Genomic DNA, 15684 nt, shown 5'->3' with positions numbered 1-15684 from the left:
TTATTTTATAGTAATTTTAAGCTTTAAACTATGCAAGTAACCTTTTAAACAGTTATCATGAATTTAGACGAACTCAATCACGTTATTAAACAGAAGCCATCTTTGGAGTTTGGTTCTATTTTTAGCAGGTCCATAGATTTGTTCCAAAAGGTATGGGTGCAAGGCTTTATCACTTTGCTATTGACCTTGGTAACGATAATACCATTTTATGTAATGATTTACATACCGCTGATAGCAGCAGGTATTACGGATCCGGAAATGTTGCGGAGTGAGGACCCTCCTGCCATCGTTATTATCAGTATGGTTGTATTGTTTCCTATCGTAATGATTGGCATTATGACTTTTAATTTAGCGCTCCAAGCAGCATTTTTTAGAATTTGCAAACAAAAGGATATGGGCTTGATCGCTAATGATGATTATTTCTATTATTTCAAAGATGGGCGTTTGGGTAAGATTTTAACCCTTTCCCTGATCATGATCGGACTGAGCATCTTGGGAGCATTGGCGTGTGGAATCGGAATCATTTATTTGGTAGTGCCCATGTCACTCTTTCCAGTTTTCTTGGCATTTAACGAAGAACTTTCAGCTATGGAAATGGTTAAATCCAGTTTTGCATTGGGAAACAAAAATTGGCTGGTCATTTTTGGGCTTCTTATCGTAATGGGCTTCATAGCGGAACTAGGTGTTATCCTATGCTTTGTTGGTGTTCTCTTTACAGCGATGCTCGCTAAAATCCCAACCTATTTCATTTATAAAGATGGTGTGGGTTTTTCAGATACAGATATAAATAATTTGTGATTTTGTTTAATGTTTGGCGCAACTTTTTCGTAAAAATGCATCTAAAGGGTAAACAAACCAATAAATGTATTTGCTATGAAAAAATTATTTCTTCTGATCATACTCTCAGGGATTGTTCTTTCCTGTGATAAAAAAGATGATGATCTCTACGGGAATTATCAAATTGCCCGACCTCTAAAAGTCAGTTTGGCAGAATTTAAAAGTGAAGTTGATATTATTGCGCCAATGCCTATTAATGAATCCGGTAAAATATATGCTTACGAGGATTATATCTTTGTAAACGATAAGTACAGGGGTATTCATATCATTGATAACGCAAATCCAAAAATTCCCAAGAAAATTGGGTTTATAAAAATTGTTGGGAATGTTGACATATCCGTTAAAAATGATTACCTGTATGCAGATAGTTTAATGGACCTAATTGTATTGGATATATCCGATATTCAAAATATTAAAACTATAAACCGATTAGAAAACGTACTTAGGGATAATGTAATATGGCCTTTGGAAGCGGATTTTGTGGAATATGAGGATATTGATTATTCCACAGAAATTTTGGTAGGTTGGGAAACGGTTACTGAACGTAGGTTGAAATCCGAGTTCGAGGAACGGGGCAGAGGCTGGGGCTTTGCTGAATTTGCCAATACCGCCGATGCTTCCGTGGGTCAAGGTGGCTCTTTGGCTCGTTTCAAAATAGTGGATGACTATCTATATGCTGTGGACAGTCATAATATCAATGTTTTTGATATTTCCAATTTAGGAGACCCGGTAGATTTGGACGATGTTTATGCCGGGTTTGATATAGAAACAATCTTTAACAGGGGGCAACATTTATTTTTGGGAAGTATGCGAGGGATGTATATCTACGATATTTCTTCCCCGGCGACACCAACTTTCGTGTCTGAATTTCAACATGGTACAGCTTGCGACCCTGTTGTGGTAGATGATAATTATGCCTATGTAACCTTGCGAGGAGGCAATGGTTGTGGAGCAACGGAAAGTGGGTTGTTCATTATTGACATCTCCGATATTACTACACCCAGGTTAGAAAAGACCTACAGTATGGATGAACCTTATGGATTGGGAATAAAGGATGAAAAACTTTTTGTTTGTGATGGGACTTCAGGGCTCAAGGTCTATGACAAATCCAACATCAAGAAATTAAGGAGATTGAACCATTTTAAGAATATCGTGACTTTTGATGTTATCCCTACAGAGGATAATTTGTTAATGGTGGGAGATGGTATACTCTATCAATATAGGTATCGGAACAATAATATAAATCTTATCAGCAGGCTGGAATTGAATTAGATGTGAACAAAATTATAATGAAAACGCCCCTTTTTAAGGGGCGTTTTCATTATAATCATATTTTTTTCTTAGAATTATTTCAAGGAAATCATTTTGACTTCATTTTCAGAAACTTGATTGTTGATTTTATCAACGTATTCCTCCATCAGTTTGTTCAGCGCATTGATTTCAGTATCGAGTTCCTCGGTTATCTCAGAAAAGAATTCCAACGATTGGTCTGTGGGAGGGTAATCCCCTCTTTGCGAATCTGCCATTAGGAAAGCCAAACGATTGTTGATGCGAATGCCATAATTTAATGGATCTTGGCGGCTTTGGTTTTTTGTCATATGGATGTTGTTCTCTATCACATCCAATTTTGATTCAAAATCCATTATGTTCTGTTGTAATTCTTCTTTATTTTTTATTTTTTTCTTTAAATAGTCCAAATCTTTTTTTACGGTTCTGATAGATATAATGGCATTATTGGCCCTACTTACTTGGTCTCTAACTTTTATCAGAAAATCAAACTGTTTTTGGTAATCCTCTTTAGTATTGGGCAGCCGAGGATCTTTTATGATTGTGAATGTTTCTTCGGTTTCTTTTCCATTATAAATCAATTTTACCTTATAATCACCAGGCACAGCTTTTGGACCCACATTGGGCGAGGAATAAAAAACCATTCCCTCAAATGTTTTGTAACCGGGATACCTCATATCCCAAATGAGCCGATTTCCTCCAGCTTTAAATTTCAAAGGTTTTGTTGCTTCAGGGTTCAACTTGTTTTCTTCGGCAACATTGGAAAAACGTTGTATCAATACGTTGTTTGAGTCTAAAATCGCTATACTTAAGGTGTCTGTCTCTTTACTGTTTTTTATATAATAATTTATGATAGCACCATTAGGATGATTTTGACCTACTAACTTGGTATTTGGTTCTCCCCTTCCTTGAGATTGTTGTATTCTGTATGCGGTATCAGGTTTGTACAGGTGAAATTCATTTTTGTACATGGTCGATGAAAGCTGGTGCAATGGTGTTAGGTCATCTATCATCCAAAAACTTCTGCCATGCGTAGCGGCAATCAAATCATTATCCCGAACATGAAGATCTCGTATAGAAGTTATGGGCAAGTTTAATTGAAATGGAGACCAACTGTCCCCATCGTCAAATGAGACATACATGCCCCATTCCGTACCGGCATACAAAAGGCCTTCCCGGACTTTGTCCGAACGTATGGCCCTGGTGTAATGATTACTTTTTATTCCCTTGGTAATGACTTTCCATGTTTTTCCATAATCCGTAGTTTTATACAAATAAGGGGTATAGTCGCCAAATTTATATGCAGTAGCGGCAACATATGCCGTTCCTTTTTTAAACGGACTAGGGTCTATACAGTTGATCATGTTCAGTTTTGGGCTCATACTCAAAGGTGGGGTAATATTTTCCCAGGTAGTACCGTTGTCACGCGCAAGATGTAGTAACCCATCATCGCTACCCACCCAAATGACCCCCTCTTCTTGGGGAGATTCGTTGATTGCGAAAATATTTGAATAGAATTCCGCTCCTGTGTTATCTTGGGTTATAGGTCCACCCGAAGACTTAATTGTTTCTGGTAGCCCCCTGGTCAAATCCGGGGAAATGGTTTTCCAGGTTTGCCCTTCATTTTCGGTCACATGTAAAAAGTTAGATCCAGCATAAAGTCTGTTCTTGTCATGGATACTGAATTTAACCGGGAAATTCCAATTAAAACGATATTTCATGACTTCCGCTCCGGAACCGGCAGGATTATCGGGCCATATATTAATTGAACGAGTTTGCTCTACCGCGTGGTCTTTACGCATCATATATCCTTTATAGGTTCCTCCATAAACAATGTCATTATTTTCGGGATCAGGTGCCAAATGGGCACTTTCTCCGCCAGATGTAGGTTCCCAGTCGCGCTCTCCAATAAACGACCCTGCGGTTCTATTAAAAATACGAATAGCACTATTGTCCTGTTGGGCACCATAGATACGATAAGGAAATGCATCGTCGGTTACTACCCTATAAAATTGTGCTGTGGGTTGGTTATAATAGGTTGTCCAATTATTTCCGCCATCGTTGGATACTTGCGCACCGCCATCATCTGCAATAACCATACGGTTATTATTGTTGGGGTCGATCCATAAGTCGTGATGGTCTCCATGCGGGGCATTTTTTAAAGTGAACGTTTTTCCACCATCTGTAGATACGCCATAGCTTACGTTCATGACATAAATTTTGTCAATATTTTGAGTATCTGCATAAATTCTGCTGTAGTACCATGCTCTTTGGCGAAGCGCTCTGTTTTCATTGATTTTTTTCCAGGTCTTTCCGGCATCATCCGACCTAAAAAGACCGCCATCTTCAGCCTCTATCAATGCCCAGACCCTATTTGAATCTAATGGGGAGACTGTAATGCCAACTATTCCCCAAGGCCCTTCAGGTAATCCTTGATAATTGGAAATATCCGACCAATTATCCCCACTATCCGTACTCTTGTATAATTTGCTGCCAGGTCCTCCACTGTCCATGCGATATCCGTTTCGTTTCATCTCCCAAGTTGTTGCATAGAGGATTCTTGGGTTGTTAGGATCCATAATTAAATCTCCTGCTCCTGCCTTATCACTTTCATACAAGATTTTTTCCCAATGCTCTCCTGCATCTTTTGAACGGAACACTCCTCTATTCTCATTTGGTTTCCATAGATTTCCTATTGCGGCTACATAAACTACATCTGGATTCGTTGGGTGTATTCTGATACGGGAAATGTGCTCTGACCCCTCAAGCCCAATGAACTTCCATGTTTTACCTGCATCTAAGCTTTTCCATATACCATTCCCAGAAGATACGTTGCCTCTGAGCGTCTGTTCGCCTTCACCAACGTAGATTACATTAGGGTCAGATTCCGATACCGCAACTGCGCCTATAGATCCGCCAAAATAGCCATCTGAAATGCAGGTCCATGTACTACCTGCGTCTGTAGTTTTCCATACACCCCCACCGGCAGTGCCCATGTAATAGAGATTGGGATTGTTGGCAACACCTGTTACAGTACCTGCCCTACCGCCTCTAAAAGGACCTACTAAGCGCCATTCCATACCGTTGTAGAGTGATTCCTGATAGGTCACGGTATTTTGATCGGTTTTTTTCTTGCGTTGTGCGCTTAGATCCTGATTGGAAAGTATAAGCATAAGCAAAATGAGGTAGTTGGAAATTTTTTTCATTGGACTCTAGTGAAGTGAATTCTAAAAGTAACAATATTCTAAACTTTTCCCGTATCAAGAGCTATATTTTTATAGGCTATTTGTTTAGAAAACGAGTTAGTAACAAAAGCAATGTTGGGTGTCCAATACTTAAGGTATACCATCAAATTAAAAAATTCGACTACTTTTGTGGCTCATAAAATACATTGCATGGCTAAGAATTTGGTAATTGTTGAGTCTCCTGCGAAAGCAAAAACTATAGAAAAGTTTTTAGGGAAGGATTTTAAAGTGGAGTCCAGTTTTGGACACATTGCTGATCTACCTTCCAAAGAGTTAGGGGTTGATGTGGAGAATGATTTTGAACCCAAATATATAGTTGACAAGGATAAAAAAGCACTGGTCAAGAAACTGAAGGATTTAGCAGATAAAGCGGAAACCATTTGGTTGGCGAGTGATGAGGACCGTGAGGGAGAGGCTATTTCCTGGCACTTGGCAGAAGAGTTGGGTCTAGAGCAAAAAAAGACCAAACGTATTGTTTTTAATTCGGTTACAAAGTCGGCCATTCAAAAAGCGATAGAAAATCCAAGGGAAATCAATTACAACTTGGTCAATGCACAGCAAGCGCGCCGTGTTTTGGATAGGTTGGTGGGGTATCAATTATCGCCCGTACTTTGGAAAAAAATCAAACCGGGCCTTTCGGCGGGCCGTGTTCAATCCGTTGCCGTTCGATTGATCGTTGAGCGGGAAAGGGATATTGAAGCGTTCACTCCTGTAGCCTCGTTCAAAATAGTTGCAGAATTCAAAACGGCCAGTGGAAGTGTGTTTTCGGCCAAATTGGGAAAAACTTTTAATACGCAAGCCGAAGCGGAAGCATTTTTGGAAAGTAATATAGCTGCTGATTTTTCAGTAAGCAAACTGGATAAGAAGCCTGCAAAAAAATCTCCTTCGGCACCTTTCACGACATCGACCTTACAACAGGAAGCATCAAGAAAACTCTACTTTTCCGTTGGGCGTACCATGCAGGTGGCACAACGTTTATACGAAGCAGGTTTGATTACCTATATGAGAACGGACAGTGTAAACCTTTCCGATGAGGCCATCAATTCTGCCAAAGATGCCATTATAAAAAATTATGGCGAAAAATACAGTAAGGTCAGGAGCTTTACAGGGAAATCCAAAGGAGCGCAAGAGGCCCACGAAGCGGTTAGGCCTACGGATATGGGCAACCAATCCCCTTCATTGGAAAGGGATCAGTCCAAATTGTATGACCTCATCTGGAAACGAACGGTAGCTTCCCAAATGAGCGACGCGCAGTTGGAACGGACCAATGTTAAAATAAAAGCGAATAAACACGCCGAAGAGTTTACGGCAAACGGTGAGGTTATCAAATTTGATGGTTTCCTTAAGGTATATATGGAGGGTCAGGACGATGAGGACATTGTCGAAGAGCAAGAGGGAATGTTGCCTGCTATGAAAGAAGGGGAGAAGCTCATCAATAATTTCATTTCGGCTACGGAGCGCTTTTCGCGTCCGCCATATCGTTTCACGGAAGCTTCACTGGTTAAAAAATTGGAGGAGTTGGGTATTGGAAGGCCCTCTACCTACGCACCTACCATATCCACCATTTTAAATAGGGGATATGTTGAGAAAGGAACGGTTGAGGGTACGGAAAGAAAGTACACGCAGTTGGTATTGGAAGCAGGTCAGATAAAAGAAAAAAGCCTGTCCGAAATGGTTGGGTCAGAAAAAGGGAAAATGGTACCAACGGATATCGGAATGATTGTTACCGATTTTCTGGTAAGCAATTTCTCCAATATCTTGGATTATAACTTTACGGCCCAGGTAGAAGAAGATTTTGATGAAATTGCAAGCGGTGAAGAGGATTGGAAAAAAATGATGAAAAACTTTTACAAGGATTTTGAGCCCAATGTAAAAGATGTTGAAGAAAATGCGGACCGCGCCAGTGGGGAACGGATTTTGGGGAAAGACCCAAAAACGGGAAAACAGGTATCCGTACGTTTGGGCAGATTTGGCCCTATGGTCCAGATCGGGACCGTTGATGATGAGGAAAAACCTTCTTTTGCCAGTTTAATGCCAGACCAATCTTTGAATACCATTACCTATGAGGAGGCAATGGATCTTTTTAAACTACCTAGAAAGTTGGGCGTTTATAAAGGTGAGGAGGTTGAAGCAAATGTGGGCAGATATGGTCCTTATGTGAAATTTGGAAAGAAGTTCATTTCTATGGAGCAACATGATGACCCTATGGAAATTACGATGGAACGAGCGCAGGAATTGATTGTTGCAAAAGAAAAAGCAGAAGCACCTATAGCGCAGTACGAAGGGAAGGACGTACAAAAAGGGGTAGGGCGTTTTGGTCCTTTTATAAAGTGGAACGGGATGTTCATCAATGTCAATAAAAAGTATGACTTTGATAACCTTTCCCAAGCGGATATTGAAGAGCTCATTGAAGTCAAGAAGCAAAAAGAAATAGATAAGGTCGTCCAAAATTGGGAAGAGGAAGGTATCCGTATTGAAAAAGCCCGTTGGGGCCGCCACAATATTATTAAAGGCAAAGTGAAGGTTGAGTTGGCCAAGACGGTAGATGCTGCTAAAATGTCTTTGGAAGAAGCCCAAAAATTAATAGACAAAAAAACACCAAAGAAAAAGGCAAAGGCCAAACCGAAAGCAAAAACCAAAAAGTAACTTATATTTCGATTTTTCTTTTGAAAAATAAATTTTTCAATTGGTCACAGTTTCACTTTTTGATTTTATCTTCGAATAATTGTATAACTAACAATTGATTCAATGGCTTTTGATTTTTTAGTCCCGGTGGAAGATAAAGTGCTGGCCCACTGTGAATTTTTACCTGCACAGGCTATTGGAAAAAACACTTATATACATACAGCTAAAGATGGTCTTCCCGTTATTGCGAATGCCACTGTTGCACTATTTGGGGTGCGGGAATCCCGAAATGCCTTTGAGAAGAAACTTGAAAAGCTGGATGTTTCCGGTATACGGATACAACTCTACAAACTAATGTTCGGTAACTGGAACAGTACAGTGGTAGACTTAGGCGATTTGGAAGAGGGGGATAGTGTAGATGACACCTATTTTGTAGTCAAAGAGATTACGGCGGCATTGTTGGAAGAGAATATTATTCCCATAATAATTGGTGCTACTCAAGATATTACCTATCCGGTGTATAGGGCATTTGATGGTATCAAGGATATGATCAACTTGGTAGCCATAGACAGTCGTTTTGATTTTGGAATGGATGACGAGCTGATCTCTTCCCATTCCTATATGAGCAAAATTATTACCGATAAACCCAACAATCTTTTCAACTTTTCCAATATAGGATATCAAGGCTATTTCAATGCTCAAGAAGAAGTGGACCTTATGGAACGCTTGTTTTTTGATGCATATCGCCTAGGTGAAATTGCCAACGATTTATCTTTGGCCGAACCGGTGTTGCGAAATGCCAATATAGTGAGCCTAGATGTTAGGGCCATAAAAGCTAGTGAGATAGCAACCTCCGCAAACTTTTCTCCTAACGGATTTACAGGTAGGGAAATTTGTGCTATCGCCAGATACGCGGGTATAAGTGATAAGGTTTCCGTTTTTGGCTTGTTCGAAATGGAAAATAATGTGCAATCCCAACAATTATTGGCGCAAATTATTTGGTACTTCATAGAAGGAGTTAATTATAGGGTAGCAGAAACGCCTTATTCCAAGACTGATGATTTTACTAAGTATACCGTGCCTACGGATACGGAAGAGTTGGTTTTTTATAAAAGTTTATTGACCCAAAGATGGTGGACAGAAGTCCCATCTATTTTTTCTTCACATACTAAACTGGATACACCTGCGTTATTACCTTGCACAGAGCAGGACTATTTGGACGCGTGTAACCAAAATATTCCTGAGCGGTGGTTTAAAGCTTATAAAAAGAGTTTTAATTAGTCATAATTTTTTTAACGTAATAACGAACTACGATACAATAATTTAATCAAATCGTAGTTTTAGAAGTTAGAATAAACAATCGTATTTGCAGTTTATAACCAAAATCGAAAATTTAACCTAAAGTATGAAGAAGCTATTGTTATCATCTATAGCGTTTGTTTTTTTACTATCAAGTTGTGGTTCAAAAACAAAAGGAGAGCTAGTCGGAGCCCAAGGAAAGAAATGGTATCCGGAGAAACCTTACGGAATGGAACTTATCCCGAGAGGTGCCTTTATCATGGGTAAAAGTGAAGAAGATCAAGCCAAGGTTTTAAACGCTCCTACGAAAACCGTTACAGTACGTTCATTTTATATGGATGACACGGAAATCACTAATAGTGAATATCGTCAATTTGTAGAATGGGTAAAGGATTCTATCGTAAGAACAAAATTGGCCATTTTGGCCGATGAATTAGGAATAGGTCCCGAAGAAGGTGGTATTGGAGATTTTGCTTTTAAAGATGCCGATACAACCAAATTGTCCGAGTACGACAAATATATGCTGGACAATTACGCCGGAATGGGCGAGACAGGATATGAAGGCAGGGGATTAAATAGAGATGAAAATTTAATTTGGGATACTTCCGAGTACCCGGATGAGTACTATACTGAAATCATGGATTCTATTTATATTCCGGAAGAGGAATCTTATAACGGTCAGCGAACAATAGACGTTACTAAACTTAAATATACCTATAGGTGGATGGATATTGAAGCTGCTGCCAAAGCAGGTAAGAACGGTAGGGGAAGTCGTAAGGATTTTATCCGTACGGAAGAATTGGAAATTTATCCGGATACTACGGTATGGATCAAGGATTTTGCATATTCCTATAATGAACCAATGCACAATGACTATTTCTGGCATGATGCCTACAGTGATTATCCAGTAGTAGGTATATCATGGGAGCAGGCTAGGGCATTTTGTAATTGGAGAACTAAATTTAAAAATGACGATCAAAAGAGTAAAGGAAAACAATTTGTGAATAGGTTTAGACTTCCTACGGAAGCTGAATGGGAATATGCTGCCAGAGGAGGCATTGAAGGAGGAACCTATCCTTGGGGTGGTCCTTACGTAATCAGTGATACGGGTTGTTTCATGGCAAACTTCAAACCACAACGTGGAGATTATGCAGCGGATGCAGCATTATATACAGTGGAAGCTAAGTCTTATGAACCAAACGATTTCAATCTATACAATATGGCAGGTAATGTTGCGGAATGGACCAACTCTAGTTATGATCCTAGTGCTTACGATTATGTGTCTACTATGAATCCGAACGGTGGAGGCCAATCCAATACTAGAAAAGTAATAAGAGGAGGGTCTTGGAAAGATGTAGCATACTTTTTACAAGTAAGTACACGAGATTATGAATATGCGGATTCCGCTCGTAGTTACATCGGTTTTAGAACGGTTCAGGATTATATGGGCGAGGAAGACTCAACACAATAGCATAAATACACATTTAAATATATTTTTAATCAATTTTAAACCAAATCTTTTATTTATTAAACCTTAAATTAAATTAAATCATGGCACAGTCAAAATCAACAAAAAAATTATTTAACATGGCCTACGGCCTAGGAGCATCTGTAGTAATTATTGGTGCATTGTTCAAAATCTTACACTGGGAATTTGGTCCGCTTACAGGGGGTCTATTGTTAGCAGTGGGTCTTATCACAGAAGCGCTTATTTTTGCCATTAGTGCATTTGAGCCGGTAGAGGACGAGTATGATTGGTCTTTGGTATATCCAGAATTAGCTGGTGGAGCTACTGCCCCTGGTAAGAAGAACCAAGCTGCCGATATTAAGGAAGCGGAGACATCATTATCCAAGAAATTAGACGATTTATTAAAAGAGGCTGGTGTAGATGCCAACCTTATGGAGAGCTTAGGTACTAGCATTAAGAACTTTGAAGGTGCTGCTAAAGGAATTGCTCCTACGGTAGACGCTATGGAATCTACTAGAAAGTATTCTGATGAAATGGTACAAGCTGCCGCTCAGATGGAATCTTTGAACAGTCTTTACAAAGTACAATTGGAAAGTGCTAGCAAGCAAGCTTCGGTTAATGAAGAAGTTGTTCAAAATGCAAGTGCTCTTAAAGAACAAATGGCATCATTATCTACCAACCTTTCTTCATTGAACGGTGTTTACGGTGGTATGTTATCTGCAATGAGTAAAAACTAAATTGGATTTTTAACCAAACCCAAATTATTAATTAAAATCTAATTTAAAAAACCATGGCAGGAGGAAAACAATCACCACGTCAAAAGATGGTAAATCTAATGTATTTGATTTTCATCGCAATGTTGGCGTTAAACATGAGTAAAGAGGTGCTAGCGGCATTCGGCATAATGAATGAAAAGCTAGAGACTTCTAACGATAAAACAACGGCTAGTAACAATGCCTTTTTGGAAAGTCTTGGAACCAAGGCTTCCGAAGATGCTGCAAAGTATGACAAGCTGTATAAGGATGCACAGAGCATAAAAGCAAAGTCACAAGAGTATTTTGATTACCTTGAAGGCCTTAAAAAGGGTATGATGGAAGGTATTGAAGACCCTAAGGATTATGCTCGTATGGATAACTCTGACTATTTGGACCAAACACTTTTCCAAGGAGATAATTTATCCGAAGAAGGTAAAAGGTTTATGAGCAATCTGACAAGTTACCGCGATCAAGTAGCTGCGATAGTTCCTAAGGACCTTAAACAATCAGTTATCGATCGTTTCCAAACAGGAGATGAGAACGGTAAGGTAGAAAAGAGAGATGGTACCAAGCAAGATTGGATCAACTATCATTATGAAGGGTATCCTTTGGTAGCTTCTTTGGCAAAATTAACAGCCTTACAGGCAGATGTAAAAGCTACCGAAGAGGCCGCTTTGAAATCAATGTTAGAAGGTGAGTTGACCAGCCAAGTATCTCTAAAGAATTTTGCCACATCACTTTTTGCCAGTAAGTCCGCTTACTATGCAGGTGAAAAGTACGATGGTAAGATTATCATCAGTAAAACTGATGCTACGTCTACACCGGTAAGGGCAGAATTGACTTTGGACGGTAGAAAATTGACCGAAGGTAAAGACTACAAGTTAGAAGCTGGTGGTGTAAAAATGTTAATAAGTTCAGGTGGAGCTGGTGACCATGAGGTTGCAGGTAACTTGTTCTTTATGCAAGACGGTGAGGAAATTGAAGTACCGGTGAAAAATACTTTTGCCACCATTTCAAAACCTAATGCTGCATTGATTGCTGCAGATAAAATGAATGTGGTATACCGTGGTGTTGCTAACCCAATGTCCATTTCTATACCGGGTATTCCTAACAATAAAGTAAGAGCATCTGCTCCTGGACTTAGAGCGGTCAGTGGTAGCAAGTATGTAATGAACCCAGGAAAAGGTAGAACGGTTACGATTACTGCTTCTGGTACGTTGCCAGACGGTCAGCCTATCTCTTCAAGATCTGAATTTAGAATTAAGGATATTCCTAGACCTTCAGGTTCTTTGAGCAAGCAAACCGGTAGTATTAAATTACCACGTAGAAATGTTGAGATTGCTACGGTTGGAGCTATGTTGGAAGACTTTGATTTTGATTTGAATCTTAAAGTTAGTGGATTTAAATTCAAGGTTCCTGGTCAGCCTACGGTTAGCGTTAGAGGAAGCAAATTGGACGGAAGAGCAAAAGGTGCTCTAAAGCGTGCCAAAAGAGGTGATGTGGTTCAGATATTCGATATCAACGCATACATTACAAACAACAAGAGTTACAAGTTGAAAAAAGTATCTCCAGTAGTTATAGAGATTACGAATTAATAAAGTTCTAAATGATACCGGGTAGTGTAAGCTGCCCGGTTAATTTTAAAGTGAAACAAACATGAATTGGAAAAATGTTTTTATAATGGGAGCGGTAGCCTTGCTGCCAGCCTCAATGATGGCTCAGGCAAATATCCTGAACGCAAAAAAACCTGAAGAAATAGGGGTCAGGACCGAAGCTCAAAAAGCTGTGGACAACGACACGTATTTGGAATATGGTTACACGGATGATAGGGATATCCTTTGGTCCAAAACACTATGGGAAACTATAGATTTGGACGAGCGTGTAAACTTTCCTCTGTACTACCCAACGGATACGTTGGATATTGGTTCTGATAGAAGGTCTTTGTATCATGTGCTTCTCAAAAATATTAAGAACGGTAAATTGGAAGTCTATGCAGATTCTTATTTTACTGAAAAAAGAAAATTTGATGATTTGACCGCTTCGTTACAAAAGACGGATACATTGGATTTTGGATATGAGCAGTTGAACGCCGGGGAGCAGGTTTCGGAAGAGTATATTACTCGTAGAAGCATTACGGCCGCGGATATTGAACAATATCTTATCAAAGGAATCTGGTATTTTGACAAGCGTTTAGGTGAATTAAAATACAGATTGCTAGGGATTGCTCCTAGAGTACCGGATGTTAACTTTATTGATGATGAAAATCCTGATATGGTCGACCTTTTCTGGGTATGGTACCCAGATGCCCGTGAAATATTGCACGAAGCCAAAGTATTTAACCAGCGTAACTCGGCGCAGCCCATATCATTTGATATGTTGCTAAATTCGCGTAGGTTCAATGCCGTTATTTTCAAGGAAGATAATGTACACGGAGATCGTAAGATCGATGATTATATATCCGATAATGCCTTATTTCAGTTATTGGAAGCCAAGCGTATCAAAGAAACTATCAGAGATAGGGAACAAGACATGTGGGCTTACTAATGAGAACCCAAATTTTAATTTGGTAATTCGAATTACTCCGATATGCATCGGAATCTGTATAAACAATCAAGAATATTTTTTGCATTCCAATTCAAAATAATAAAACCACATCTTTTTAGATGTGGTTTTTTGTATGCTATAGTTTCTTCAGAATCCATACGGCTATGTACCTTTGTGGTATGTTGGATTATATTGTTGTTGGTCTAGGATTGGCCGGGGTTTCCTTTTGTGAAACGTTACGGAAGAACAATAAGACTTTTGTGGTTTTTAATGATGGCTCCCAGACTTCGTCTCGTGTAGCTGGGGGACTATATAATCCGGTAATCTTAAAACGGTTTACGCTATCATGGAAAGCGACCGAACAGTTGGAGATCGCGAATAAATTTTATCCCAAATTGGAGAATCGGCTAGGGGTGAATTTTAATTTTGAGCTACCCGTTTTACGAAGATTTACATCCATAGAAGAACAAAACTTATGGTTTGAAGCTTCGGACAAACCCAATCTCTCCTCCTATTTATCAACGGAACTGGTGCCAAATAAAAATAAGGCTATAAATGCATCCTTGGGTTATGGAGAAGTGTTACTAACCGGTAGATTGGATACACAGCTCTTAATGGACGCATATCAAGATTGGCTCATGGAGCAGCAGGTTTTTAGAAATAGCTCTTTTCAATATGATACATTGGAAATCTTCAAAGACTATGTCATATATGATGGGCTAAAAGCCAAGCATATTGTATTTGCAGAAGGTTTCGGACTCAAACAAAATCCATATTTCAACTATTTGCCCATGCAGGGTTCAAAAGGGGAATATGTGATTGTAAAATCTAAAGAGTTGCAGGAAAGTAAGGCCGTAAAATCAGCTATCTTCTTAATCCCTTTGGGAGATGACCTGTACAAAGCAGGGGCCAATTACAATAGAGATGATAAAACCAATACGCCAACTGTAGCGGCACGGCAACAGTTGGTGAATCAATTAGAAGACCTAATAACTTGCGACTATGAAATTATAAGTCAAGTTGCTGGGGTACGACCTACGGTACGGGATAGAAGACCTTTGCTAGGGCAACACCCTAAATATGCTAATCTTTGGGTTTTGAATGGTTTCGGTTCGCATGGGATTATGATAGCGCCATGGGCTTCAGGATTGCTTTATGATCAAATTGAGAACCAGATATCTTTGAACGAAGAAATCAATATCGACAGGTTTAAAAAGCTGTACAAGGGTTAATTGCCCAGTGCTTTACTTTCAGGTTCGTATTTGAAAAATAAATTGATCCAAATGTTTCTGGACAACCTTATAATAACCGGCATAAAAAGGACCATAGTTGCCACTATGGCAATAAAAGTAATTATTAACGAGGCCCCGAACAATAATCTTGCAATGACAAACGCCGCTACGGCAAAGGCGATACCTACAGCATAACTTACGTACATGGCTCCATAAAAGAAAGAAGGTTCAATTTTATATTTGGTGTCACAATGGCCACACCTTTCGTTCATTTTAAAAAGATGCCCAGGTTTGTACGGGTTTTTATTCACGTACATACTCTCTTGATGACATTTGGGGCAACTTCCTGTTAAAATACTGTAGAGTTTGGTGCCTTTTTTTAACATTTGCAA

At 39.3% G+C, this 15684-nt stretch carries 11 protein-coding genes; 9 read left to right on the top strand and 2 right to left on the bottom strand.

The genetic code is table 11. From position 1 onward, the window contains the following. Positions 1-57 precede the first annotated feature (57 nt). The gene (locus ACKWBX_RS12060; RefSeq protein ID WP_413968954.1) at positions 58-798 is read left to right on the top strand and encodes a hypothetical protein; all 741 of its coding nucleotides are present in this window, start codon (positions 58-60) and stop codon (positions 796-798) included. Positions 799-873: 75 nt separating this feature from the next. After that, on the top strand, positions 874-2109 hold the full coding sequence (locus ACKWBX_RS12055) for an LVIVD repeat-containing protein (RefSeq protein WP_413968953.1): 1236 nt from the start codon (positions 874-876) through the stop codon (positions 2107-2109). A gap of 74 nt (positions 2110-2183) precedes the next feature. Here ACKWBX_RS12055 and ACKWBX_RS12050 read toward each other — a convergent pair whose 3' ends face one another. Further along, positions 2184-5330, bottom strand: coding sequence for a WD40/YVTN/BNR-like repeat-containing protein (locus tag ACKWBX_RS12050; protein ID WP_413968952.1), 3147 nt, complete (start codon positions 5328-5330; stop codon positions 2184-2186). Positions 5331-5519: 189 nt separating this feature from the next. Between ACKWBX_RS12050 and topA the strand changes: the two genes are divergently transcribed. From topA to ACKWBX_RS12015, 7 genes are all read left to right on the top strand, one after another. Continuing rightward, positions 5520-8015 carry a type I DNA topoisomerase gene (gene topA, locus ACKWBX_RS12045; RefSeq protein ID WP_413968951.1) on the top strand — a complete coding sequence of 832 codons (2496 nt, stop codon included), beginning with the start codon at positions 5520-5522 and terminating at the stop codon, positions 8013-8015. A 102-nt stretch (positions 8016-8117) separates the two neighbouring features. Beyond that, positions 8118-9275 (top strand): formimidoylglutamase, encoded by a 1158-nt coding sequence (locus ACKWBX_RS12040; protein WP_413968950.1) that lies wholly within the window; start codon positions 8118-8120, stop codon positions 9273-9275. A gap of 124 nt (positions 9276-9399) precedes the next feature. Then, on the top strand, positions 9400-10764 hold the full coding sequence (gene porK / locus ACKWBX_RS12035; protein ID WP_413968949.1) for a T9SS ring complex lipoprotein PorK/GldK: 1365 nt from the start codon (positions 9400-9402) through the stop codon (positions 10762-10764). An 80-nt stretch (positions 10765-10844) separates the two neighbouring features. Next, positions 10845-11498, top strand: coding sequence for a type IX secretion system motor protein PorL/GldL (gene porL / locus ACKWBX_RS12030; protein ID WP_413968948.1), 654 nt, complete (start codon positions 10845-10847; stop codon positions 11496-11498). A gap of 53 nt (positions 11499-11551) precedes the next feature. Next, complete coding sequence (gene porM, locus ACKWBX_RS12025; RefSeq protein ID WP_413968947.1) at positions 11552-13111, top strand: type IX secretion system motor protein PorM/GldM; 1560 nt, start codon at positions 11552-11554, stop codon at positions 13109-13111. A 61-nt stretch (positions 13112-13172) separates the two neighbouring features. Beyond that, positions 13173-14060 (top strand): type IX secretion system ring subunit PorN/GldN, encoded by an 888-nt coding sequence (gene porN, locus ACKWBX_RS12020; RefSeq protein WP_413968946.1) that lies wholly within the window; start codon positions 13173-13175, stop codon positions 14058-14060. A gap of 119 nt (positions 14061-14179) precedes the next feature. Beyond that, positions 14180-15292, top strand: coding sequence for an NAD(P)/FAD-dependent oxidoreductase (locus ACKWBX_RS12015; RefSeq protein ID WP_413968945.1), 1113 nt, complete (start codon positions 14180-14182; stop codon positions 15290-15292). Here the strand turns inward: ACKWBX_RS12015 and ACKWBX_RS12010 are convergent. After that, the gene (locus tag ACKWBX_RS12010) at positions 15289-15678 is read right to left on the bottom strand and encodes a DUF983 domain-containing protein (protein WP_413968944.1); all 390 of its coding nucleotides are present in this window, start codon (positions 15676-15678) and stop codon (positions 15289-15291) included. The two genes, ACKWBX_RS12015 and ACKWBX_RS12010, sit on opposite strands and share 4 nt — an antisense overlap. Between the last annotated feature and the right edge of the window lie 6 nt (positions 15679-15684).

The organism is Maribacter algae (genome assembly GCF_047345745.1).
In the GTDB taxonomy this organism is placed as follows: domain Bacteria; phylum Bacteroidota; class Bacteroidia; order Flavobacteriales; family Flavobacteriaceae; genus Maribacter.
This window is presented reverse-complemented; position numbering and strand designations above follow the sequence as displayed.